Source organism: Ruminococcus sp. 210702-SL.1.03 (assembly GCF_020559915.1).
Classification (GTDB): domain Bacteria; phylum Bacillota; class Clostridia; order Oscillospirales; family Ruminococcaceae; genus YE71.
Genome location: NZ_JAJCLZ010000002.1, coordinates 121426 through 144783 on the forward strand (window position 1 = coordinate 121426; position 23358 = coordinate 144783).

Sequence of the window (23358 nt, forward strand, 5' to 3'; positions counted from 1 at the left end):
TTCACCGATATATGTATCATTTTTCCCGTATCATATAAAACTGTTCATATCTGTTCCGCCGATGGGCATATCTCCCGCAGGGTACATTCCCCGCAGCGCTGCCCGCGCGCTTTGCACACCTCGCGGCCAAAGAGTACCAATCTGTGGCAGAAGTCTGAGGATTTCTCGGGCGCGATAAGCTCTTTCAGCTCGCGCTCGGTCTTTGCTGGGTCGTCTGAGGTGGTAAGCCCCAGCCTGCGCGATATGCGTATGCAGTGGGTGTCTGCGACTATGGCGGGCTTGCCGTAAATGTCGCCCATTATCAGGTTAGCCGTTTTCCTGCCGATGCCGGGCAGGGTGGTAAGCTCCTCTATCGTCTGCGGTATCTCCCCGCCAAAATCTTCCATTATCTTTTTGCACATACCTATGACGGACTTCGCCTTTGTTTTGTAAAGGCCGCAGGGCTTTATTATCTCCTCCACTTCGCCGAGGTCGGCGGCGGCAAATTCGGCGATGGTGCGGTACTTCGCGAAAAGCTCTTTCGTCACTATGTTCACGCGCGCATCAGTGCACTGCGCCGAGAGCCTGCCCGCTATCATAAGCTCGTGCGGATTTTGGTATGTCAGCGAGCATAGCGCGTCGGGGTATTTATCCTCAAGCAGAGCCACCGCCTGCGCGGCGCGCTCTTTTTTTATCTCAAATTCGGTCATTTCGCTCATATCTGTCATATCACTCGCTGCCTATGATGCTCTCTACGGGGGCGTTGTCGCGCTCAGCCTTTTCGCGGCGCTTGCGGCGTATGGTTATGACTATGCTTATCACGAGCAGTATCAGCGAAAACAGCAGCGTAAGCATCATCGGGTAGTAGCGTATCATGTAGTCGCGGTACATATTCTGCTGGTCGGGCGCGACGTACTGGGTATCCATCATGGTTTTCAGCGTTTTCATCATGTAGCGCACGCCGTGCATATACACCGCGCTGCCCGCCAGTACGCCGATGAATGAGGCGATGTATTTTTTTACAAAAGCGAGTATTATCGCGACAAACACCACCGCCGCGCCCGCAAGCGCGCAGTAAGCCACCCAGTGCGGCATAGTCTTGTCCTTAGCGATGTAGATGTTCTCGCCCAGCACCGCCGCCGCCAGAACCCCGCCGTGGAAAAATCCCGACCAAAGGAAAGCCGCCGTCATCAGCAGTTTCAGCAGCATTTGCCAAACGCCTATGTAGCCCCGTTTCGCGCGGCGGCGCATTTTTTTCGCACCGCGGCTCTCTTTGTGCTTCGCCGCTTCCTTTTCCTCAAGCTCTTCGAGGTCGGCGAGCTTTTTCATATTGAGCTGTTTTTCTTTTTCTTTTTTGAGTTTGTCTTTTTTTGACATATTGCACCACCAGTATATTGTATAATTGATATTACGAAAAATAAAAGTTTAAGGCAACACCGCACAACTACCGCCTGTCGGCTTTGTGCACGTCTTACTTGCATATTTTTCGCCATATCACCCAAAACCTCCTAGCTTAACGCGAGTTAAGCGTCGTCGGCTTTAGGTAATCTGACGAAAAATCTGACTGCGTAATACGTACGCAATAGTTGTGCGGTGCTGCCTTAAGCGTGAATACACTATATTATATCACACCGCGCTGAGAAAATCAATAGCTATTTCTGTCACTATATTATTAAATAAATAACATGATAATTATAAATATATAGCATCATTTCCAATGAAAATAATACTTGTGCGAGCGGCTGTATGAAAGCGGCGATGAAGTCAAAAATAAAATTATCACTAAGATTTTTTTAAAAACGGCGAAAGCGTGCCTATTATATAAGGTATACTGAGCCGCGTGAGGAGAAAGGGCGGAGAGATAAGGAATATGTACAAGCGAAACATTTTCGGCAGGCTGGCGCAGTCGGCGGCGGCGGTAACGGCTGCGGTGTGCGCCGCGGTGATGACTACCGTTGGCTATTACAGCGCGGCGCTGCCCGACAGCTACACCTGCGCATACGGCAGCGAGATAACGGCAAATACAGTGCTGCCCATTACCGCGCAGGAGCTTGCGGAGAGCAGGGCGGCTTTTAAAAACGTGAGCGCGGGCGGGGCGGGGCGCAGCAGCAAAAACGTGAGCCTGCGGCTCTTCGGCAGCGTGCCGATAAAGGACGTAAAGGAGGAAACGGTGGATAGACCCACTCTTGCCGCAGGCGGCAGCGCTTTCGGCATACGCTTAGTCACCGACGGCGTAATGATAATCGACATGAAAAGCGTCAGCGGAAAATGCCCCGCTAAAGATGCAGGATTGAAGATAGGCGACGTTATCGAGGCGGTGAACGGCGAGCGCGTAAGCACAAACGACCGCGTGAGCGAGATAATAAAATGCTCGGGAGGCAAGAAATGCACCGTGCGCTACCGCCGCGGCGGAAAAGAGCACGAGGTAAGCATAAAGCCCGTGCTGAGCGAGGGCAGCTACCGCGCGGGTATGTGGGTGCGCGACAGCTCGGCGGGAATAGGTACTATGACCTTCTTCGACCCCGAAACGCTGGCTTTCGCAGGGCTGGGACACGCTATCTGCGACAGCGATACTCACGAGCCGCTGCCGCTTTCAGAGGGCAGTATCTCGGACGTTAAAGTAAACGGCTGCAAAAAAAGTGAAAAGGGCGAGCCGGGGCAGCTTGTCGGCGAATTTACGGGCGGAGAAACGGGCAGCCTTTCCGCCAACTGCGACGGCGGCGTTTACGGCTCGCTTTACAGCCTGCCGCAGGAGTATACGGCTTATCCGCTGGCGTTTTCGGGCGAGGTGCATGAGGGCGCGGCGGTGATACTCTCGCAGACCGATGGCGGCGAGCCGCAGCAGTACGACATCGTGATAGAAAAGCTCAGCGCGGGCTGCGACGGCCACGATATGGTGATACGCGTGACGGACGAGGCGCTGATAAGCAAGACGGGCGGCATAGTTCAGGGCATGAGCGGCTCGCCTATAATACAAGACGGCAGGCTGGCGGGCGCGGTGACGCACGTTTTCATCGACGACCCCGAGGGCGGCTATGGTATTTTTGCCGAAAAAATGTACGACTATGCGTGCGCCGCCGTTAAAGAGCAGCAGCTTGCGGGTTAAGGCAATTTACTGAACTAAAGCGTAGAAGTTTAATATTTTTGCATAATTATGTGCGTACCCTGCGGATATTTGGAAATTCGCGGGGTATCGGCGTATATAAAAACGAATTTGGTCGAAACGGCGTACACTTTGAGATATAAGCTATTATTATCACTATATGTGATAATACTTGTAAATTAAGCTGCAATCTTGGTGCATTTAGTACAAATAAGTCGATAAAAAATTGACGTAAATTCTAAAAAACTATTGCTTTTCACGAAAAATTGTGATATGATATAGTTACAGCAATAAAGGCTGGCAGCTGAAAATAATACACCGAAGAAGCTTCAAGAGTAAATTCAAGCGGAGGACAGAATAATGAATGACAAAATTAAAATTTTAATAGGCGACGACTCGGCGCAGTACGGCGTGAACTGCGCGGCGGCTTTGCGCACCAGCGGATTTTTCGTGATAACCCGCCCGAAGGACGGCATGACTATATTTGAGGCGATAACGAGCGAAGTGCCCGACGTGGCGGTGATAGACGCAGTAATGCCGGGGCTTGACGCCATCGCGCTGATAAAAAAGATAATGGCTTCAAGCTACAAAAAGCCGTTTTTCATCGTCACCAGCGCTTACGAAAACGCTTTTATAGAGCAGCAGGTGATGCAGGCGGGCGCTTCTTACTTCATGATACGCCCCTTTGACGTGAAAATGCTGGGCGAGCGGATAAAGGCGCTGCTGGACATCGACAGCGATATTTCGGGCAGCGCGCCTGTAAGCTCGCGCGCGGGTGCGCACCCGAACCTCGAGATCATAGTTACCGATATTATCCACCAGATAGGCGTGCCCGCGCACATAAAGGGCTACCACTACCTGCGCGAAGCGATAATGCTCTCGGTAGGGGATAAGGAGATGCTGGAAAGCGTTACAAAGCTATTATATCCCGCCGTTGCCAAAAAATTCTCGACCACGCCCTCGCGGGTAGAGCGCGCAATTCGCCACGCGATAGAGATAGCCTGGGACCGCGGAGATCTCGACATACTAAACGGCTTTTTCGGCTACACCATAAATACAGGCAAGGGCAAGCCCACAAACAGCGAATTTATCGCGCTGATAACGGATAAGATATGCCTGAAATACAAAGCCGCGCTTACCGCGTGAGCGCCGCCGTACCTTGCATGGCAATGGCAGGGTGCGGCTTTTTTATTGGTGAAAATGCAAGAATTTGTTTGGAAGAAATGCACAAATTGCTTGGAAAACACTTGACAGGGGGGTACAATTTGGTATAATATAACCATAGATATATAAACACGAAAAGTGTAGAACAAAGAACAAAAAAATCATCTGAGAGGAGAATGCTGCTATGAAAAAGATCAATTGCAGAAAAAAGCTTGCGGCGGCGCTGGCGCTCATGATCTGCGCTTCATTCGCATCATGCGGGGCGCGGTCAAATGACGAAGCTCAGCCGACAAATCAGACAGAAAAAGCATCGCAGACCACAAAGAGCACAAACAACGAAAAGACCGAGGAATCGCAGACTCAGCCCGCTGTTTCGGCAGAGCCGACTGCCAATAAGGAAAGCGAGCACGCGCCCGGTGAGTTGGTCATCGAGGATATTTATTTCGATAACGATGGCGGTATCGGCTCGGTGGAGTGGGTCGCCGACGGCGCGGCTGAAAAGACCATCAAAAAGATACTGACGGAAAATTTGGGGAATACTAATCCCGAGAAGACGTATGAGAATGTAAACACCCCCGAAAACTGCGAGGGTCTGAAATTCAGCTATGACGGCAATACATACTTTTTAGCGGACGACCTCGCGGCTTGCTATGAAAACGGTACGAACGAGTTTTGCGTGAACGGCGAATATTCATGGCTTACTGCCCGCGAATATGAAGAGCTTAAAGCCGCGGCGGAGGAGAGCCGCCCGCGCGATTATTCCGCGGTAAGCGACGGCTGGGAGGACAGAGATTACCTTATCAGCGACCCCTCGCTCGAAGTATTCACCATCAGCGATAAGCGCGACAAGCAGAAGATAAACGACTGGGCGGCAAAGGTGATGGCTGTCGCAGACCAATTCCCGCGGGACGAGCGCTTTGAGGACGCAAGCGGCACCGGCTACATTATAAAGACCAACGGCAAGAAGTACGAGGAGATGTTCTTTGTAGAATTCGGCGTAGAAAGGCCCAGCAATTTCTCAAATAACTTCAACGAAGCGATGATACCGCAGAAGTACGTTCGCGAGATCATCGACATAATACAGCATTCGGAACATTCATACGAATAATTACCACAAACGGGCGGCTTTTTTACAGCCGCCCGCTTTTTTTGACAATACTCATTTGACACGCCCGCAGAATTTGTGTTATAATTAAATAGTAATATGATATAAGAGGATGAGCATGGGGAAAGACAACTGCGAGGGAGGACATTTTTAGATGACGGAATTTGCCATTATTTTATCCGTAACAGCCGCCGTGATAGTGCTTTGTATATTGAGCGGCGGGCTTTCTTCAAAAGCAGGGCTTCCCGTGCTGCTGATCTTTATCGCGATAGGTATGCTTTTCGGCTCAGACGGCGTTTTTAAGCTGGAGTTTGAGAATTTCGAGTTCGCCGAGCAGATATGCACCGTAGCGATGGTCTTCATAATCTTTTACGGCGGCTTCGGCGCTAAGTGGTCTGAGGCGAAAAAGGTCGCCGCGCCCTCGCTGCTGCTCTCCTGCGGCGGCACGCTGCTTACGGCGGGGCTTACAGTGGCTTTCTGCCATTTCGTGCTGCGCATGGAAACGCGGCAGTCGCTGCTTATCGGCGCGGTGCTCAGCTCTACCGACGCCGCCTCGGTATTCAACATACTGCGTTCTAAAAACCTGAACCTGAAATACAACTCTGCCTCGATATTAGAGATCGAGAGCGGCAGTAACGACCCCTGGGCGTATATGCTTACGGTGATAATGCTCGCGGTGCTGGGCAGCGGCGGCGCTGCGGGCGGCGAGATAGCGCTGATGTTCATAAAACAGCTTGCATTCGGCACGGCGATAGGCGTGGGCTGCGCGCTGCTGGGAATGGGCTTGCTGAAAAACGCCCGCATGAAGATCTCGGGCTTTGATACGATGCTGCTGGCGGCGATAGCGCTGCTCTCATTCTCGCTGCCCAGTATCGTCGGCGGAAACGGCTTTTTAAGCTGCTACCTCGCGGGAATAATCCTCGGAAACTCGCGCATCGGCAACAAGAAAGCGATAGTGCATTTCTTCGACGGCGTTACGGGGATAATGCAGATAGCGCTGTTTTTCCTGCTGGGTCTGCTATCTACCCCCAGCGAGCTGCCCGCGGTGATAGTGCCCGCCCTGCTGATAGTCCTCGCAATGAATTTCGTGATACGCCCGCTCGCGGTGACGGCGGCGCTCGCGCCGTTTAAGGCAAAGGCGCGGCAGATAGCGGTAGTTTCCTTCGCGGGTCTGCGCGGGGCTACCTCGATAGTTTTCGCAATAATGGTAGTAGTCAGCGACAGCCAAAGCCGCACCGACGTATTTAATATAGTATTCTGCGCGGTGCTTTTCTCGATAGGCATACAGGGCACGCTGCTGCCGTGGTTCACCAAGAAGATGGATATGCGGGAAGAGGGCGACGTAATGAAGACCTTTACCGACTACTCCAACGAAACGCAGATACAGTTCATACGCCTGCCCGTGCGCGCGGGGCATAAGTGGCTGGGCAAGAGCGTAGAGCAGATAGACCTGCCGCCCGAAACGCTGCTTGTCATGATACTGCGCGGCGAGAGGGTGGTTATCCCGCGCGGCGGCACGGTGATATGCGAGGGGGATATAATTATCCTCAGCGCGCTGGGCTACGATGGCAGGGGAGATGAGAGCCTGCCGCTCACAGAAGAGCAGATAGACGAAGCACATGAATGGGCGGGCAGGACGATAGCCGAAGCTGTGCCGAAAAACGTGCTGGTGGTGCTGATAAAGCGCGGCGGCAAGACCAAGATACCAAACGGCAGCTCGGTGATACAGGCGGGCGACGTGCTCGTTATACACACCGCCGAGCGCGAGCTGATAGAGAACTGACAGAACTGACAAAATTGGAGATGTTTTGCTATGGAAAAAGCTATGAACAAAAACGATGAGATGATGCAGCGCGAGAAAGAGGAGTTTGAGCACGATATTTCGCGGCTGAACGATATGATAAAGATAAGCAAAAAGATAGTTTTCTTCGGCGGGGCGGGCGTTTCTACCGAAAGCGGCATACCCGACTTCCGCTCGCCTAACGGTCTTTACCGCGATTACCTCGACCCGCGCGTAGTACCGCCCGAGGTGATACTCAGCCACACATATTTCGAGGAGCACCCGAAGGAATTTTTCAAATTTTACCGCGAGAAGATGCTCTACCTTACCGCTTCGCCAAACCGCGCGCACAAAAAGCTCGCCGAGCTTGAAGCCGCGGGCAAGGATATTACGGTAGTGACTCAAAATGTGGACGGTCTGCACCAAAAGGCGGGCAGCAAAAAGGTGCTTGAGCTGCACGGCTCTGTATACCGCAATTACTGCACCGGCTGCGGCCAGTTTTACAACGTGAATTTTGTGGCGAACAAGAAATACCCCGTGCCCGAATGCTCCATCTGCGGCGGGATAATAAAGCCCGACGTGGTGCTCTACGAAGAGAGCTTGCGCGAGCAGACCATCGTGGATACTGTGAAAGCTATGGAAGAGGCGGATATGCTGATAGTGGCGGGCACATCGCTTACGGTGTACCCCGCGGCGGGCTTTCTCAATTACTTCCGCGGCAGATACACGGTAGTAGTGAACCTCAGCCGCCACGAGCGCGAGGACAGAGCGGATATTGCTTTTCACCAGCGTGTGGGCGACGTTTTCTCGCGGATAGATACCGATTACTGCACCGATAAAAAAGATACTATTTAAGTATATATTTAGGCTCTTTCGTTTAACTAATTGTGCAAAGCGTACAATTTATGCGCCGCGGTTTTTATATCTACATACGGCAGACACCCTTGACAAACACAATATGTAGTGCTATAATATATACTACACCACAAAGAAATGTGGTGAAATGAAACAACTGATAATGATAGCATAGATAAAAAATGTTTGGAGGAACTTAAAATGGTAAATGTAAATGTAGTAAACGGCGAGCTTTCGCAGGATGAGATCAACGCTTATATCGCCCACGGAAAAGAGCTTTACCCCGAAAAGACTATCGAATCAATGGATATAAAGCTTGACGGAGAATATGTTGACGTAGACTACCACTTCGCCGACGTACCTTTTCAGCGCATAAGAAGAATAACAGGCTACCTTGTAGGAACTCTCGACCGCTTCAACAACGCTAAGAGATGCGAGGTAGAGGACAGAGTAAAGCACAGCCTTGCGCACTAAATCACGCAAAATAAGCCTATACCTTAACCAAAAATAAAATAATTACTGATAAGCCGCTCGTTTCACAAAAACGGGCGGTTTTTTTCAGCTTCGGCTTAAAAAATTATCATTTTATTATCACATTGGCGGGTATAATTATATACAGAACAAGAAAAGAGCACGAAAAGCTCAGAAAACAGCTTGTTCACACGAAAGCATTTTTGAACACACGAAAAAGCACGGGCGGTAAGCGCTTGCGGTTCGCAGCTTTTTTCAGATACAGGAGGAATTGAGCTATGAACGATTTTAATGACAACAACTTCAACAAAAACGGTATGAATAATATGAACGGCATGAATGGCGCTGACGGATACGGCTATAACGCTCAGGGCGGTCAGAATCAGAACAGCAATCCGTATACATCTAGTATGAACGCCAACAATGCAAACAATGCCTACGGCGCAGCGGGCAGCGCTCAGAATACGCAGTACACCGAATACGCATACGGCGCGCAGGACCCTCAGCAGAACGAGGTATCCTACCACCCTACTAAGAAAAAGAAAGCCCGCAAGGTGCTCAACGGAGTGCTCGCGGTTCTGTGCGTAGCTGCTATCGGCGTAAGCTCCGCCGTAGGATACTCTATGCTCAACGAAAAAGGCGTTATCCTGAAAACTTCCAGCTCCAGCTCGGAAGCTTCTAACATAAAGCAGAGCGCATCTGACAGCAGCACTTCAAGCCGCGACAAAAGCAACCTGCCTACGCTGGAACAGGTAGCTACCCCCGACGACGCTATGAGCATTCCCGACATTGTAAACAAACTTTCGCCCTCGGTAGTAGGGATCTCCTGCATAACGGGCGGCTCGCAGGTATCGGGCACGGGCATCGTAATGAGCAAGGACGGCTACATTATCACCAACGCGCACGTTGTAGATGGCGCTTCGGCGATCTCGGTAGTTATGACCGACAAAACTAAGTCGACCGACAGCTCTTCAGACAGCTCCTCGAAATCAGTGGCCGAGCAGATACTTGATAATCAGAATAAGTCAGACAGCGACGAAAACACCATCACCGCCGAACTGGTAGGCATGGACACCCAGACAGACCTCGCGGTGCTCAAGATCGACGCTGACGACCTTACCCCTGCCGAATTCGGCACATCGAGCGATATACAGGTAGGCGAGATCTCGATAGTAATAGGCAACCCGCTCGGCTTCGACCTCGCGAACACCGTTACCGCAGGAATAATCTCCGCTACCGACCGTACCCTTACGATAGAGGACAGAACGATGAACCTTATCCAAACCGACGCTTCGATAAACTCGGGCAACAGCGGCGGCCCGCTGATAAACGCATACGGTCAGGTCATCGGCATCACCTCGGCTAAGGTATCTTCTTCATACGGCGAGGGCTTAGGCTTCGCTATCCCGATCGACGAGGCTAAGGACATAATCGACGACCTCATCAACTACGGCTATGTAAAGGGCAGACCTACCCTCGGCATCAGCGGCGAGAACATCAGCAGCTTCTATGCGCAGTATTACGACGTACCGCAGGGCTTTATAGTCCGCAGCGTAGAGAGCGGCAGCGCGGCTGACGAAGCGGGCATCAAGGAAAACGATATAGTAGTCGGCATAGAGGGACAGCTCATAAACTCAATCGAAGAGTTCAACGAGATCAAGAGCCAGTATAAGGCGGGAGATAAAATAACTGTATCGGTATACCGCGATAAAGAGATAACCGACCTAAATGTAACGCTGGGCGAAGCGAAAGACACGAGCGACAGCAGCTCGCAGAACAGCAATGATAACCAGCAGGATCAGCAGGGCAACGACAACTTCGGCGACTTCTACAATTACTACTATAATAATAGATAATAGCCGAAATAATAAAGCATTCTTCTAATAATTTTTTCATATTCTTTTACTTCATGCAGAGAGCCGCACGGACGAGAGTTCGGGCGGCTTTTTGTTTGTGAAAGTAGGTTAATAACAAAGAAAAAGCCGCGGTGCAAACGTAATAGTTCACTCAATATCATAGCGTGAAATTAAAAAGCGCGGGATGCAACGACGCGTGGAAATCAGCGAAGCTGAGTTTCCTGCTTTGCCGAGGGGGTCGAGGGGGGCGAGAAGCCCCAATCGTCGCCGTCCGCAGACGGCGAAATCCTCACCGTAGGGCGCTCCGCATAGGGTGAATGGGAAAGTCGGCTTCGCCGAATTTCCTAAAACAGTCCTGTGGACTGATTTTCAAGAGGGGCATGCCCTGCAAGGGAGGGCTGCCCCTAGTAGGTCGCCCGCAGGTATACCCCTTCAAGGGCGCACGCCCTTGAACGAACAGACGTAATAGCTAAAACAAGAAAAGCGCATGACTGCTGAGAGAATAGCCATGCGCAAAATAATTGACAAAATTCTACAAGTGTGATATAATACCAATAAGGCGTACTGCAAAAACGGTAGGCGGTTCTAATCTTCCTCCAGAGATGGAGGTGAGCTGTATGAACGTATCAACGGTAATAGCATTACTTAACCTGATTATCAACGTAATCAGACTTGCGTTATATATAAGCAAAAACAAAAAGAAATAGCCGCCCAACCGCCAAATAGGGCAACTATTTCTTAATAGCAAATCCTAGGAGGTGAACCGCTTACAGCAGTGCGCCTCTTTTTATTTATTATAGCACTTTGTGGGGAAGTTGTCAAGCGGGAACGGCGGGGTGTTAATAAAATTTTACCGAGGTGTGGCGGGGTCAGCAATATTTTACGCAGACTTTACTTTCAGCGCGATTTGTAAAAATAAATATTACTTTGGATTTACAAGAGGGCGGTTTGGCTTTTTACATTCGGCGTGTATTATATATATTGTCGGATGAATAAAATTTATTGACTGCGACAGATCAAAGAGTGCACACGGTACTCTGCATTATTGAAAGGAAAGAATCTGTATGAAAAATCTTGTAAAAACTGTTTCGATCTTCTCGGCGGCTGCGGTCGCGCTCACAATGGCTTCCTGCGGAAGCGGCGACGGCGAGCTGGGTACTATCAGCGTTATCTCCCGCGAGGACGGCTCCGGTACTCGCAGCGCTTTCGTTGAGATAACAGGCGTTGAGGAAAAAGACGCCGACGGCAATAAGACCGATAAAACTACTACCGAGGCTATGGTCTGCAAATCTACCGACGTTATGCTTACTCAGGTAAAGGGCGACCTTAATTCCATCGGCTACGTATCCTACGGCTCGCTCAACGACACCGTAAAGGCGCTCAAAGTTGACGGCGTAGAGGTTTCTCCCGATACTATAAAGGACGGCAGCTACGGCATAGTTCGTCCCTTCAATATCATCACAGGCGATGGTCTTTCCGACGCGGCTCAGGACTTTATCAATTATATAATGAGCAGCGATGGACAGACTATCATCAAGGACGAAAAATACGTTGCGGTAGATGAATCCGCCGAGGCTTACAAGGCTTCTTCAGCTTCGGGCAAGGTCACGGTAGCGGGCTCTTCATCCGTAGGCCCTGTAATGCAGAAGCTTGCTGAAAAGTACATGACTGTAAACAGCAACATCACCGTAGAGGTACAGGTCTCCGACTCCACCACGGGCGTTAAGTACACTCAGGACGGCACTTGCGATATAGGAATGATCTCCCGAGAGCTGAAATCTGAGGAGACCGGCCTTACACCTACCATGATCGCTCAGGACGCCATCGCAGTTATCGTAAATAAGGATAACCCGATAGATGACATAACCTCCGACCAGATAAAGAGCATCTACACCGGCAAGACTACCGAGTGGGCGGACGTTACTAAGTAAGTAAATTTTTTAGGGATATATAGAATGAGAGTGTGATAAAAGTGAAACAAGCATCTACATCAGGCATTACTGCACCGATAGTCGTGCCCGCTGCGCCGAAAAAAAGCAGTTTTTCGCTGAAAACGGCGGCGGAATATTTCATGCAGGCAGTTTTTCTGGTATGCGCCTGCATATCTATACTCTGCGTAGCGGTGATATGTATATATATGTTCGCCAAGGGCTGCCCCGCCATCGCGAAGATAGGCGTTGCGGAGTTCTTAGGCGGTAAGGATTGGTTCCCTACCAATTCGCAGCCCAGCTTCGGAATTTTCCCGATGATAGTAGGCTCTATGTACGTCACCGCGGGCGCGATAATGATCGGCGTGCCCGTAGGTCTGCTGACGGCGGTCTTCCTCGCGAAATTCTGCCCCAAGCGCCTTTATAAATTCGTGCTCCCCGCAGTAAACCTGCTGGCGGGCATACCCTCCATCGTATACGGCTTCTTCGGCATGATAGTAGTAGTACCTTTCGTAAGAAGCGTGTTCGGCGGAACGGGCAACAGCATAATCACAGCTTCATTCATCTTAGGCATAATGATACTGCCGACAGTTATAGGCATGAGCGAGAGCGCGCTGAACGCCGTACCCTCGCAGTATTACGAAGGCGCGCTGGCGCTTGGCGCTACTCACGAGCGTTCGGTGATGCGCGTAGTGCTCCCCGCTGCAAAGTCGGGCGTGTGCGCGGCGATAGTCCTCGCGATAGGCAGAGCCGTCGGCGAAACTATGGCGGTAGTAATGATAGCAGGAAATCAGGCAAGACTTCCGCACCAGCTCACTCAGGGCGTGCGCACCCTTACCGCAAACATCATCATGGAGATGGGCTACGCGACGGGTCTGCATTACGACGCGCTGCTCGGAACTGGCGTAGTGCTCTTTGTATTCATCTTGATGCTCAACCTGCTGCTCAGCGCCGTTACCTCAAAGAAAGAGAGATAAGCCATGAATGAACAAATGAAAATGACATATAAGGCTCACCCGCTCTCATTCGTGATGAAGCTGCTGGTGTGGATATGCGCGGCGGCTACCGTGGGCGTGTTCCTTATGCTGGTGGGCTATGTGCTGGTAAGGGGAGTGCCGTATCTTTCCACGAGCCTTTTCAGCCTGCACGGCACTACGGATAATGTATCTATACTGCCATCTATAATCAATACGCTTAAAATGGTGGGCATCGCGCTGCTGATAGCCGCGCCGCTCGGTATTTGCTGCGCTATTTACTTAGTAGAGTACGCAAAGAAGGGAAGTAAGTTCGTGAAAGCGATAAGGCTTACTACTCAGACGCTCTCGGGCATACCCTCCATTATATATGGTATCTTCGGAAGTATGTTTTTCGTCACGGCGCTGAAATGGCGGCTCTCGCTGCTCTCGGGCGCCTGCACGCTGGCGATAATGGTACTGCCCGTTATAATAACCTCGGCGGAGGAAGCGCTGAAGTCGGTAGACGACAGCTACCGCGAGGGAAGCTTTGGTCTGGGCGCAGGAAAGCTGCGCACCGTGTTCCGCGTGGTGCTGCCCTCGGCGGTATCGGGAATACTCTCTGGCGTTATCCTCGCGATAGGCAGGATCGTCGGCGAAACTGCGGCGCTGGTATTTACCGCAGGCGCGCTCACTAAGATAGCGGGTCTGAAAGACTCGGGCGCTACCCTCGCAGTTCATATGTATAACCTTTCAAACGAGGGTCTGCACATGAACGAAGCGGCCGCGGCGGCGGTGGTACTGCTGATAACGGTAATGCTGCTGAACGCTTTCGCTTCGTTCGCCGCTAAGCGTATAAAAAAGACCTCCGGCGAGATCTAAAGATATAAACTGATAGATGATAGTTTGATAGTTGTTTGACAAATAAACTGGTGAAAAAAGTATGAGCTATAAATTTGAGATAAAAGACGCAAATCTTCATTACGGCAGCTTTCAGGCGCTGTATGATATAAACCTCGACGTTCCGCAAAAGCAGGTAATGGCTTTCATAGGCCCTTCGGGCTGCGGAAAGAGCACCCTGCTGAAATGCCTCAACCGCATGAACGATCTGGTAGAGGGCTGCAATGTAGAGGGCGACTTCCTGCTCGACGGCGAGGATATTTACCGCGATATTGAGGTCACTTCGCTGCGCAAGAGAGTAGGAATGGTGTTCCAAAAATCAAACCTCTTCCCTATGTCGATATACGATAACATAGCTTTCGGCCCGCGCACCCACGGCATAAAGAAAAAAGCCGAGCTTGACGAGATAGTTGAAACTTGCCTAAAGCAGGCGGCTATCTGGGACGAATGTAAAGACCGATTGAAAAAATCGGCGCTGGGAATGAGCGGCGGTCAGCAGCAGCGGCTTTGCATAGCCCGCGCGCTGGCGGTAAAGCCCGAGGTGATACTTATGGACGAGCCGACCTCCGCGCTCGACCCCATCTCGACGCTGAAAGTAGAGGAGCTTTGCACCGAGCTGAAGCGCAAGTACACTATCGTGATAGTTACCCACAATATGCAGCAGGCAATGAGAATAGCCGACAGAACAGCCTTTTTCCTGCACGGCAGGATAGAGGAGGAAGGCCCTACCGAGCGGATATTCAATAATCCGCATAACGAAAAGACCCGCGAATACATCGGCGGTCAGTTCGGATAATCAGCGCGAAAATATCTTATCTTCCGCGTTTCTTTACACACATTTTTAAGCACACTCCATATCTATATATCATATATCCCCATAAGATCCGCGTGAAAAAATTTACGCGGATTTTACAATAGACGTGTAGAGTTTTTACATTAGTGCGATATAATAAGCCGTGTGTAAAGAAAGTACGAAAATTGTAAAATTGGAGGATAAGATTTAGTATGGACATTTTTGCGGTGCTTACCCTGCTCGGCGGACTTGCTCTCTTCCTTTACGGAATGAACATAATGGGCAGCGGTCTGGAAAAGATGGCAGGCGGTAAGCTGGAGACCATATTTGAAAAACTCACCTCAAACCCCTTGAAAGCAATGCTGCTCGGCGCAGGCGTTACGGCTGTGATACAGTCCTCATCCGCCACTACGGTAATGCTGGTAGGCTTTGTAAACGCAGGCCTTATGAAGCTGCATCAAGCTATAGGCGTTATCATGGGCGCAAATATCGGCACCACCATCACGGCGTGGATACTCTCCCTTTCGGGACTGGACGGCGAAAGCTTTTTTATCAGAATGTTAAAGCCGACCTCTTTCTCGCCGATACTCGCCGTTATAGGCATAGCTTTTATAATGGTAGCGAAATCAGATAAGAAAAAGACGCTGGGTACTATATTCTTAGGCTTCGCGATACTGATGTACGGCATGAACATGATGTCCGGCGCGGTAGAGCCGCTGAAAGACTCGCCCTCGTTCACCAATATGCTGACATGGTTCTCTAACCCCGTATTCGGCGTGCTCGCAGGAGCGCTGCTCACGGCTATAATACAGTCCTCCTCCGCTTCGGTAGGAATACTTCAGGCGCTTTCATCTACCGGCGCTATCAAGTTCGGCACTGCTTTGCCCATAATATTGGGTCAGAATATAGGCACTTGCGTTACCGCGATAATCAGCTCAGTAGGCACAAGCAAAAACGCCAAGCGCGTAGCCGCTGTGCACCTCAGCTTCAACGTTATCGGCACGGTTCTTTTCCTCACGATATTCTATATACTCAACGCTATCTTTGATTTCTCTTTCATGACCAGCGTGGTAGACGAAAAGTCGATAGCGATAGTGCACACTATATTCAATCTCGTTACATCTTTCATGCTGCTGCCTTTCGTTAAGCAGCTCGAAAAGCTGGCTTACCTCATTGTAAAAGAGGATAAGAACGAGAAGAAGCAGGCAGAGGGCGATATGCTCAGCCTGCTGGACGACCGCTTTCTCCGCACCCCTTCGGTAGCGGTAGAGCAGACCAGAAACGTTATCGGCGGCATGGCGCACTCGGCGCAGGAAAGCGTTACTTTAGCTACCGAGCTGCTTTATGATTACGACGAAGAAAAGGCAAACAGCGTTTTCGCTATGGAAAAGCTGGTAGATAAGTACGAGGACGTGCTGGGCAGCTACCTTGTAAAGCTCTCCTCGCTAGAAATGAGCCATAAGGACGCGCAGACGGTAAGCACGCTGCTGCACAACATCAGCGACCTCGAGCGCATTTCAGACCACGCGAGAAACATCGCACTCGCCGCTAAAGAGAAGCACGATAAGGACATCGACTTCTCGAAAAAGGCTAAGGACGAGCTGGGCGTGATGTGCAGCGCGGTAAATAAAGTAATAGAGTACGCGGTAAAAGCCGTTTGCGACCAAGACCTTTACGCAGCCTACGAAGTTGAGCCGCTCGAGGAGGTAGTAGACCAGCTGCGCACCAAGATAAAGAACCGCCATGTAAAGCGTTTGCAGGCGGGCAAGTGCACGATAGAGCTGGGCTTTATCTTCACCGACCTGCTGACTAGCTTAGAGCGCATTTCAGACCACTGCTCGAATATAGCGGTATGCTTAGTTCAGGTGAACGACGATAACTTTGAAACTCACGAGTATCTGCGCACCGTAAAGACCAGCGGTCAGGAATTTGACAGCGAGGTAGAGAAATTTCAGAAAGAATTTCCGCTGCCTAAAAAAGAAGAATACAAGCTCGACCCCGCCTGATACACGCGGCGAGCCGATATACATTACAGGAGATGACATAAATTGCCGACGATATATTGTGTAGAGGACGATAACGGTATTCGCGAGCTGATAAGCTGCGCGCTGAGATCGGGCGGCTACGGCGTAAAGGCTTTTCCTATGGCGAAGCCTTTTTACGAAGAGCTTGAAACAAGTCAGCCCTCGCTGATACTGCTGGACATAATGCTGCCGAACGAGGACGGGCTTAGCGTGCTCTCGAAGCTGAAAGCCGACCCTAAGTACAAGGATATACCCGTGATAATGCTTACGGCGAAATCCAGCGAGATCGACAAAGTTTCGGGGCTGGAGCTTGGCGCGGACGACTACATCACAAAGCCTTTCGGCGTTATGGAAATGCTCTCGCGCATAAAGGCGGTGCTCCGCCGCACCGCAAGGCAGGAGGACGACTCGGAAGTGCTGACGATACGCGAGGTATCGCTCGACGTTTCAAAGCGCATGGTTACTGTAAACGGGCAGGAGGTAGCGCTGACCTACCGCGAATTTGAGCTGCTGATGTACCTCATGCGCCATGTTTCGATAGCCGTTAGCCGCGACAAGCTGATGGAGCGCGTTTGGGGCTACGAATTTGCGGGCGAAACGCGCACGGTGGATATGCACATAAAGACTATAAGGCAGAAGCTGGAAGCTGCAGGCTGCACCGACCTTATAAAAACGGTGCGGGGAGTCGGCTACAAGGTCTGAAAAAATCTATTGGCGGCTGTTATTGCCGCCTTTTTTTATCCATAAATTTTCGGGAGATGATGGAAAATGCAGAAAAAGCTATTCACCAGCATGATGCTGCTGGTGTGCAGCGCGCTGACGATATTTGCGGGGGTGGTGGTGTTTATTTGCTACCATACATACCGCGGGGCGGCTTTTTCAGAGCTGCGCAATACGGCGAATATAATCGCTATGACCGACGCCGACCCCGCCGTAATAGGCGATAAGATAGACAAAACGGTGGAGGAGTACCATATTCGCGTTACTTTTATCGACTCTGCCGGCAAGGTGGTCTTCGACAGCGACGAGGACATAGTCGATATGGATAACCACGCCGACCGCCAAGAGGTGAAGCAGGCGCTGAAAGAAGGCGAGGGCGAGGACGAGCGCCTTTCGGAAACGCTGGATAAGACCTGCTGCTACTACGCGATAGCCTACCACGGCGGCGTGCTGCGTTTGGCGCGCACCCGCAGCAGCATGATAACGATAGTAGGCTCGGTATTCGCGCTGCTTATCTGCGCGGTGGGCATACTGCTGGTGATAGCTACCGTCATCTCGATAAAGCTTTCGGAAAACGTGATGCGCCCGATACACGAGCTGGTGCGCCGCTTCGACCTCTCGGGCGAGAGCGAAACGGACGGCGAGGCTGCGGAAAAGCTGGATAAGGGCAACGTTTACGAAGAACTTGAGCCGGTGGCGGAAACGGCTGAAAAGCTGCTCGACGAAACGCACCGCATAGTCCGCAGGCTGAAAAAAGAGAAAGAGAAATTCTCGCTCATCACCGAAAAAATGGCGGAGGGCATGATCTTGCTCGACTCTGACAACACCGTGCTTTCGGTGAATCGCACGGCTTTACAGCTATTCAACCCGAATTACGACCCCGCTTCAAAAATGAAGCTCTACGATTTCACCACCGAGCCGCAGCTATGGTCGCTGCTCGAGGGGCTGCACGACAGCAATTCGGCGCGCGGGATAATCAAGATGGGCGACCAAAGCTGGAGGACTTTCCTCAACAAGACCGAGTACGCGGGCAAATTCGGCATAGTTATAATACTCGCGAACGTCACCGAAAGCCTGAGAAGCGAGGAGATACGCCGCGATTTCTCGGCAAACGTATCTCACGAGCTGAAAACGCCGCTGACCACGATAAAGGGCTTCGGCGAGATGATGGAAAACGGAATCATCACCGGCGCGGACGACATAAAGCGCTACGGCGGCACGATCTACCGCGAGTCTGAGCGCCTGCTTTCGCTGATAAACGATATAATCCGCCTTTCGGAGATAGAGGACGAAAACAGCCGCTCGCATATGGAGCAAGTAAATCTGCTCGCCGCGGCGCGCGACTGCGAGGAGATATTGGCGAACAAGGCGGAAACGCACGGAATAGAGATAGCTGTTTCGGGCGAGGAAGTATCGGTAACGGGCGACCGCAGCTACCTTGTGGAGATGCTGCTTAATCTTATGGACAACTCCATCAAGTACAACCACGAGGGCGGACACGTTCGCACCACCATAAAGGCTCTGGAAAAGGGCGCGCAGATAGAGGTGGCGGACGACGGGATAGGCATAAGCGAGGCCGACCGCGAGCGCGTTTTCGAGCGCTTTTACCGCGTGGACAAGAGCCGCTCGAAAGAAACCGGCGGCACGGGTCTGGGCCTTTCGATAGTTAAGCACATCGTGGGTCTGCACGGCGGTACGCTGGATATAAAGAGCGCGCTCGGCAAGGGTACGGCTATTACGGTATTCATACCTTATTCGCACGATGACGCCGAGGAAGAATAATATTGCTGCGGACGCTGATGAAAATATCGGCGTTCGCTTTTTATGTGAAAATTTTTTCATGAAAAAAATATTTGCAATCTCTTTACAAAGTTTTTGAAGTGTGTTATAATAATATAGTATAGGTTGACAGAAAGGCGGGTGCGGGATATGCACGCGGATATTTTGCAGGACGGGCTGAGCGGCATTTTCGATTCGCACTGCCATTACGACGATACAGCTTTCGACGGCGACCGCGCCGAGCTGCTGGGGGATATGCTCTCGGCAGAATCGCCCGTGAGCTTTCTTATGCACGCCTGCACCGACCTCGCTTCGGCAGAGTACGGCATAAAGACGGCGGGGGCTTATCGTAATTACTACACATCGGTAGGCATACACCCCGAGAATATGGAAAATTTAGACCCCGAATATGCCGAAAAGCTGCGTGTGCTGGCACTGGAAAACGCTAAAGTAAAAGCAGTTGGCGAGGTGGGGCTTGATTATCATTACGATGGGTACGACCGCGCGGCGCAGATAAAGCTTTTTGAGCGTCAGCTTGAGCTTGCGGCGGAGCTTGGCCTGCCCGTGATAATGCACGTCCGCGACGCTACGGAAGACCACCTCGCGATAATGCGCGAGCACAAGCCGAAAGGCGTGGTGCACTGTTTCAGCGGCTCGGCGGAAACGGCTGAACAGCTTCTTGATATGGGGCTGTACATAGGCTTTACAGGCGTGCTCACATTTAAAAACGCGAAAAAAGCGAAGCGGGCTTTCGCAGTAGTGCCTGCCGACAGATTGCTTTTTGAAACAGACTGCCCGTACATGGCGCCCGAGCCTTTTCGCGGCAAAAGGTGCAACAGCAGCATGATAGCAAAAATAGCCCGCGCGGCGGAAACGCTGAGCGGCGTGCCTGCACAGCAGCTCATAGACATTACAAACGAGAATGCACGCAGACTATTTGATATATAGGAGGAACAGCAAAATGGAAGAGAACAAAACAACCAACAGCGCAGAGATAATGTATATAGTGATACCCTGCTACAACGAAGAGGAGATGCTGCCGATAACGGCTAGGGCGCTTGTAAAAAAGCTCGACACCCTCATAGCAGACGGCAGGATCTCGCCCGCAAGCAAGGTGATGTTCGTAGACGACGGCTCTAAGGACAAGACTTGGCAGATAATCGAGCGCCTGCACCGCTCATGCGAGCTTTTTACGGGACTAAAGCTTTCGCGCAACAAGGGTCACCAAAACGCGCTTCTTGCGGGACTAATGACCGCTAAAAATTACGCCGACATAATAGTTTCTATGGACGCCGACTTGCAGGACGATATAAACGCGATAGACGGCTTTCTCGATAAGCGCGCAGAGGGCTGCGAGATAGTTTACGGCGTGCGCTCCTCCCGCGAAACGGATACGGGCTTCAAGCGCTGGACGGCGCAGAGCTACTATAAACTGCTGGAGCACATGGGCGTAGAGATAACCTACAACCACGCCGATTACCGCATGATGAGCAAGCGCGCGGTGGAAGAGCTGGAAAATTTCAAGGAAGTGAACCTCTTCCTGCGTGGCATAGTGCCTATGATAGGCTTCAAGACCGACATCGTGACATACGAGCGCGCGGCGCGTCAGGCGGGCGAGTCGAAATACCCGCTGAAAAAGATGATCTCATTCGCGGTAGAGGGCATAACCTCGCTCTCGATAAAGCCGATAAGATTTATCACCACGCTGGGCATAGGCATATTCTTTATCTCGATAATAATGCTCATCTACTTCCTAGTTATACACATAATGGGCAGGACGGTACACGGCTGGACTACCACCGTGGTATCGGTATGGGCGCTGGGCGGCTTGCAGCTTTTGGCGATAGGCGTTATCGGCGAATATATAGGCAAGATATATCTTGAAACAAAATCAAGACCTAAATATATCATAGAAACAAATCTCGAAGAGAACGAGTAATAAATTTAAAGGAGTTTTGAATAACATGGCAGAAAATGAAAACGCTATCCGCAACGACGAGCTGCTGGAAGCTATCGACGCAATGAGAGCTGACTTTAACGTACAGACCCAGAGCAAGGTGATAAACCTCGCGCTGAGAGGTACATATGTAGTACCCGCTATCATCAACAAAAATACTCAGCTGATACAGGATAAGGAGAACCACCTAAAGTTCGAGGACAAGCCGCAGGCAAAGTTTATGCTGGTAAAGCACAAGACCAACGGCACTTTCTTCCCCGTATTCACCGACAGCGAGGCTTTTGAGAAACTTCAGAACAACGACGGCTTCCAGCCTGTAAGAATGAAGTTTTCCGATATCGCCCAGCTCACCGAGCAGACCCCGAACGTAGCGGGCTTTGTCATCAACCCCATGACCACAAACCTGCCTTTCCCCAAGGCTATGCTCGACCAGATCAAGCAGCAGCTTATCAAGCACCGCCAGCAGCACGAGGCTGAAAAGGCTAAAGAGCAGGCTGAGGCGCAGGGCATTACCATGACCTCTGCATCCGAGGGCGAGGGAAGCGCTGAATAATAATCCCAATATGCACACAACGAGGTGCGCCGCGCAGTTTTTTTTGCAAGCGGTGCGCCTTTTTTTATTGCCCTTTTGTCAGAATTATTTTACAATTCAATAAAAATCGCTTTTTATCTGCAAATTTTTTAGACAGTTTTGACTAAAGCAGTTGACAAACGAGGGAAAATGGGGTATAATAGAAGTGTATTACAATGGCTATACCATCATACAAAATAAAGGATTTGATCTTATGAGCAATGAAAAAAATTACAAACCAACGGAAAAGCTTACAGTCGCGGGCATCGCGGCGGTAATAGTAGTGGGCGTTTTTGTAGTGTGCGTTATACTCATACTCGCGAAAAGCCTTTTCCCCTCTAATAACGACTCCACCCCCGAGGGCGTTTACACAGGAACGAAATCCTCGCAGGCACAGGTAGTTACCTCAAAGCCTGACAAGAAGGACGAATCCTCCGCCGCAGACGCCGACACCAGCACCGCTGCCGAAAGCACTGCTGACTCGCAGGCGGAAGAGAGCAGCTCGGCGGCTGATAGCACCGGCGAGACCGCTACCCTGACCCAGACCGCATATCTGCGCGCCTCTAACGATCAGAACAGCGACCCGATACTTTCGATAAATGGCGGCGAAACTGTAACGATAATAGAGCGCCCCTCTGACTCGGAATACGTTCACGTTTCTTACTACGATTACGAAGGCTGGATCTGGAACGGCTATTTACAGTAAGATCTAAAAGGCGAGGATAAATGAAAAAGCTTTGCAGCACCGAGCTGGGCGGCGTAAAGACCGACTATATGCTCGATATAGGAAAACGCTCAAACGGATACCTCTGTATAAAAGACGGGGTGATAACTGTGCGCCTGCCTATGACCGGCTCGCAGCGTGCGGCGGAAGAGATGCTGAAAGCTCACGAAAGCTGGATAATTGAAAAGCTGAAACAGAGCGAAGAGCGTTCGCGTATGCCTCAGGGCTTTTACAGCGGCGAGAACTTTTCGCTGCTGGGCAGAAAGCGGCAGCTAATAATAGAGCACTCGGCGGAGTACCGCGAGCCGCTGCTCACCGAAAACGCGCTGACGGTGTATATATCGCCGCAGATGAATGAGAGCGAAGCGGGCAGGCTTTTCATGCGTTACGCGGCGGCATTTTGTGAAAAGTGCGTAAAGGCGGCTTTCGATAAATATTCGCCTATACTGGGGCTTTACCCGAAAAAGGTAACGCTCAAAAAAATGACATCGCGCTGGGGAAGCTGCTCGTCAAACGGCAGCATCTCGATAAACGTAGACGTGGTATGCTTTGAGCAAAAGTGTATCGACTATGTGGTAGTGCACGAGCTTTGCCACCTAAAGCACATGAACCACGGCGAGGAATTTTGGCGGCTGGTAGCAAGCTGCTGCCCCGACTACAAGGCGCTGCGCGAGCGGATGAAACACTAAAAAACAT

Annotated in this window: 21 protein-coding genes; 19 read left to right on the forward strand and 2 right to left on the reverse strand. The window is 51.0% G+C overall.

The window, feature by feature from the left end; all coding sequences use genetic code 11:
- Positions 1-44: 44 nt before the first annotated feature.
- Together nth and LI114_RS02090 are read right to left on the reverse strand one after the other, a co-directional pair.
- Complete coding sequence (gene nth / locus LI114_RS02085) at positions 45-707, reverse strand: endonuclease III (protein WP_227218957.1); 663 nt, start codon at positions 705-707, stop codon at positions 45-47.
- 1 nt (position 708) lies between these two features.
- Positions 709-1356, reverse strand: a complete 648-nt coding sequence (locus tag LI114_RS02090; RefSeq protein WP_227218959.1) for a hypothetical protein — start codon at positions 1354-1356, stop codon at positions 709-711.
- 493 nt (positions 1357-1849) lie between these two features.
- Between LI114_RS02090 and spoIVB the strand changes: the two genes are divergently transcribed.
- The 19 genes from spoIVB (at position 1850) to LI114_RS02185 (ending at position 23351) form a co-directional block, all read left to right on the forward strand.
- Positions 1850-3085, forward strand: coding sequence for a SpoIVB peptidase (spoIVB, locus tag LI114_RS02095; protein WP_227218961.1), 1236 nt, complete (start codon positions 1850-1852; stop codon positions 3083-3085).
- A 357-nt stretch (positions 3086-3442) separates the two neighbouring features.
- Positions 3443-4228, forward strand: a complete 786-nt coding sequence (spo0A, locus tag LI114_RS02100) for a sporulation transcription factor Spo0A (protein WP_022126806.1) — start codon at positions 3443-3445, stop codon at positions 4226-4228.
- 202 nt (positions 4229-4430) lie between these two features.
- Positions 4431-5354 (forward strand): hypothetical protein, encoded by a 924-nt coding sequence (locus LI114_RS02105; protein ID WP_227218962.1) that lies wholly within the window; start codon positions 4431-4433, stop codon positions 5352-5354.
- A 151-nt stretch (positions 5355-5505) separates the two neighbouring features.
- Entirely contained in the window at positions 5506-7134 is a 1629-nt protein-coding gene (locus LI114_RS02110) for a potassium/proton antiporter (RefSeq protein ID WP_227218964.1), read from the forward strand.
- A 63-nt stretch (positions 7135-7197) separates the two neighbouring features.
- Positions 7198-7986, forward strand: coding sequence for an NAD-dependent protein deacylase (locus LI114_RS02115; RefSeq protein ID WP_413770894.1), 789 nt, complete (start codon positions 7198-7200; stop codon positions 7984-7986).
- A gap of 201 nt (positions 7987-8187) precedes the next feature.
- Positions 8188-8460, forward strand: coding sequence for an anaerobic ribonucleoside-triphosphate reductase (nrdD, locus tag LI114_RS02120; RefSeq protein WP_022127099.1), 273 nt, complete (start codon positions 8188-8190; stop codon positions 8458-8460).
- Between the two features lie 275 nt (positions 8461-8735).
- Entirely contained in the window at positions 8736-10313 is a 1578-nt protein-coding gene (locus LI114_RS02125) for a S1C family serine protease (RefSeq protein WP_227218969.1), read from the forward strand.
- Positions 10314-11377: 1064 nt separating this feature from the next.
- Positions 11378-12244 (forward strand): substrate-binding domain-containing protein, encoded by an 867-nt coding sequence (locus tag LI114_RS02130; protein ID WP_022126879.1) that lies wholly within the window; start codon positions 11378-11380, stop codon positions 12242-12244.
- Between the two features lie 140 nt (positions 12245-12384).
- Positions 12385-13218: a phosphate ABC transporter permease subunit PstC gene (gene pstC / locus LI114_RS02135; protein WP_227219134.1), complete on the forward strand. Its 834-nt coding sequence runs from the start codon at positions 12385-12387 to the stop codon at positions 13216-13218.
- 3 nt (positions 13219-13221) lie between these two features.
- On the forward strand, positions 13222-14076 hold the full coding sequence (gene pstA / locus LI114_RS02140) for a phosphate ABC transporter permease PstA (protein ID WP_227218971.1): 855 nt from the start codon (positions 13222-13224) through the stop codon (positions 14074-14076).
- Between the two features lie 61 nt (positions 14077-14137).
- Positions 14138-14890, forward strand: coding sequence for a phosphate ABC transporter ATP-binding protein PstB (gene pstB, locus LI114_RS02145; RefSeq protein ID WP_227218972.1), 753 nt, complete (start codon positions 14138-14140; stop codon positions 14888-14890).
- Positions 14891-15099: 209 nt separating this feature from the next.
- Positions 15100-16893: a Na/Pi cotransporter family protein gene (locus tag LI114_RS02150; RefSeq protein WP_227218974.1), complete on the forward strand. Its 1794-nt coding sequence runs from the start codon at positions 15100-15102 to the stop codon at positions 16891-16893.
- A gap of 42 nt (positions 16894-16935) precedes the next feature.
- The gene (locus tag LI114_RS02155; RefSeq protein WP_022126874.1) at positions 16936-17613 is read left to right on the forward strand and encodes a response regulator transcription factor; all 678 of its coding nucleotides are present in this window, start codon (positions 16936-16938) and stop codon (positions 17611-17613) included.
- Between the two features lie 66 nt (positions 17614-17679).
- Positions 17680-19413, forward strand: coding sequence for an ATP-binding protein (locus LI114_RS02160; RefSeq protein ID WP_227218976.1), 1734 nt, complete (start codon positions 17680-17682; stop codon positions 19411-19413).
- A 147-nt stretch (positions 19414-19560) separates the two neighbouring features.
- Positions 19561-20358 carry a TatD family hydrolase gene (locus LI114_RS02165; RefSeq protein WP_227218978.1) on the forward strand — a complete coding sequence of 266 codons (798 nt, stop codon included), beginning with the start codon at positions 19561-19563 and terminating at the stop codon, positions 20356-20358.
- 13 nt (positions 20359-20371) lie between these two features.
- Positions 20372-21349 (forward strand): glycosyltransferase family 2 protein, encoded by a 978-nt coding sequence (locus LI114_RS02170; RefSeq protein WP_227218979.1) that lies wholly within the window; start codon positions 20372-20374, stop codon positions 21347-21349.
- Between the two features lie 25 nt (positions 21350-21374).
- A complete protein-coding gene (locus tag LI114_RS02175; protein WP_227218981.1) occupies positions 21375-21920 on the forward strand; it encodes an SseB family protein in 546 nt (181 codons plus the stop codon).
- A 232-nt stretch (positions 21921-22152) separates the two neighbouring features.
- Positions 22153-22644, forward strand: coding sequence for an SH3 domain-containing protein (locus LI114_RS02180; RefSeq protein ID WP_227218983.1), 492 nt, complete (start codon positions 22153-22155; stop codon positions 22642-22644).
- Positions 22645-22664: 20 nt separating this feature from the next.
- Positions 22665-23351 (forward strand): M48 family metallopeptidase, encoded by a 687-nt coding sequence (locus LI114_RS02185; RefSeq protein ID WP_227218985.1) that lies wholly within the window; start codon positions 22665-22667, stop codon positions 23349-23351.
- Positions 23352-23358 lie beyond the last annotated feature (7 nt).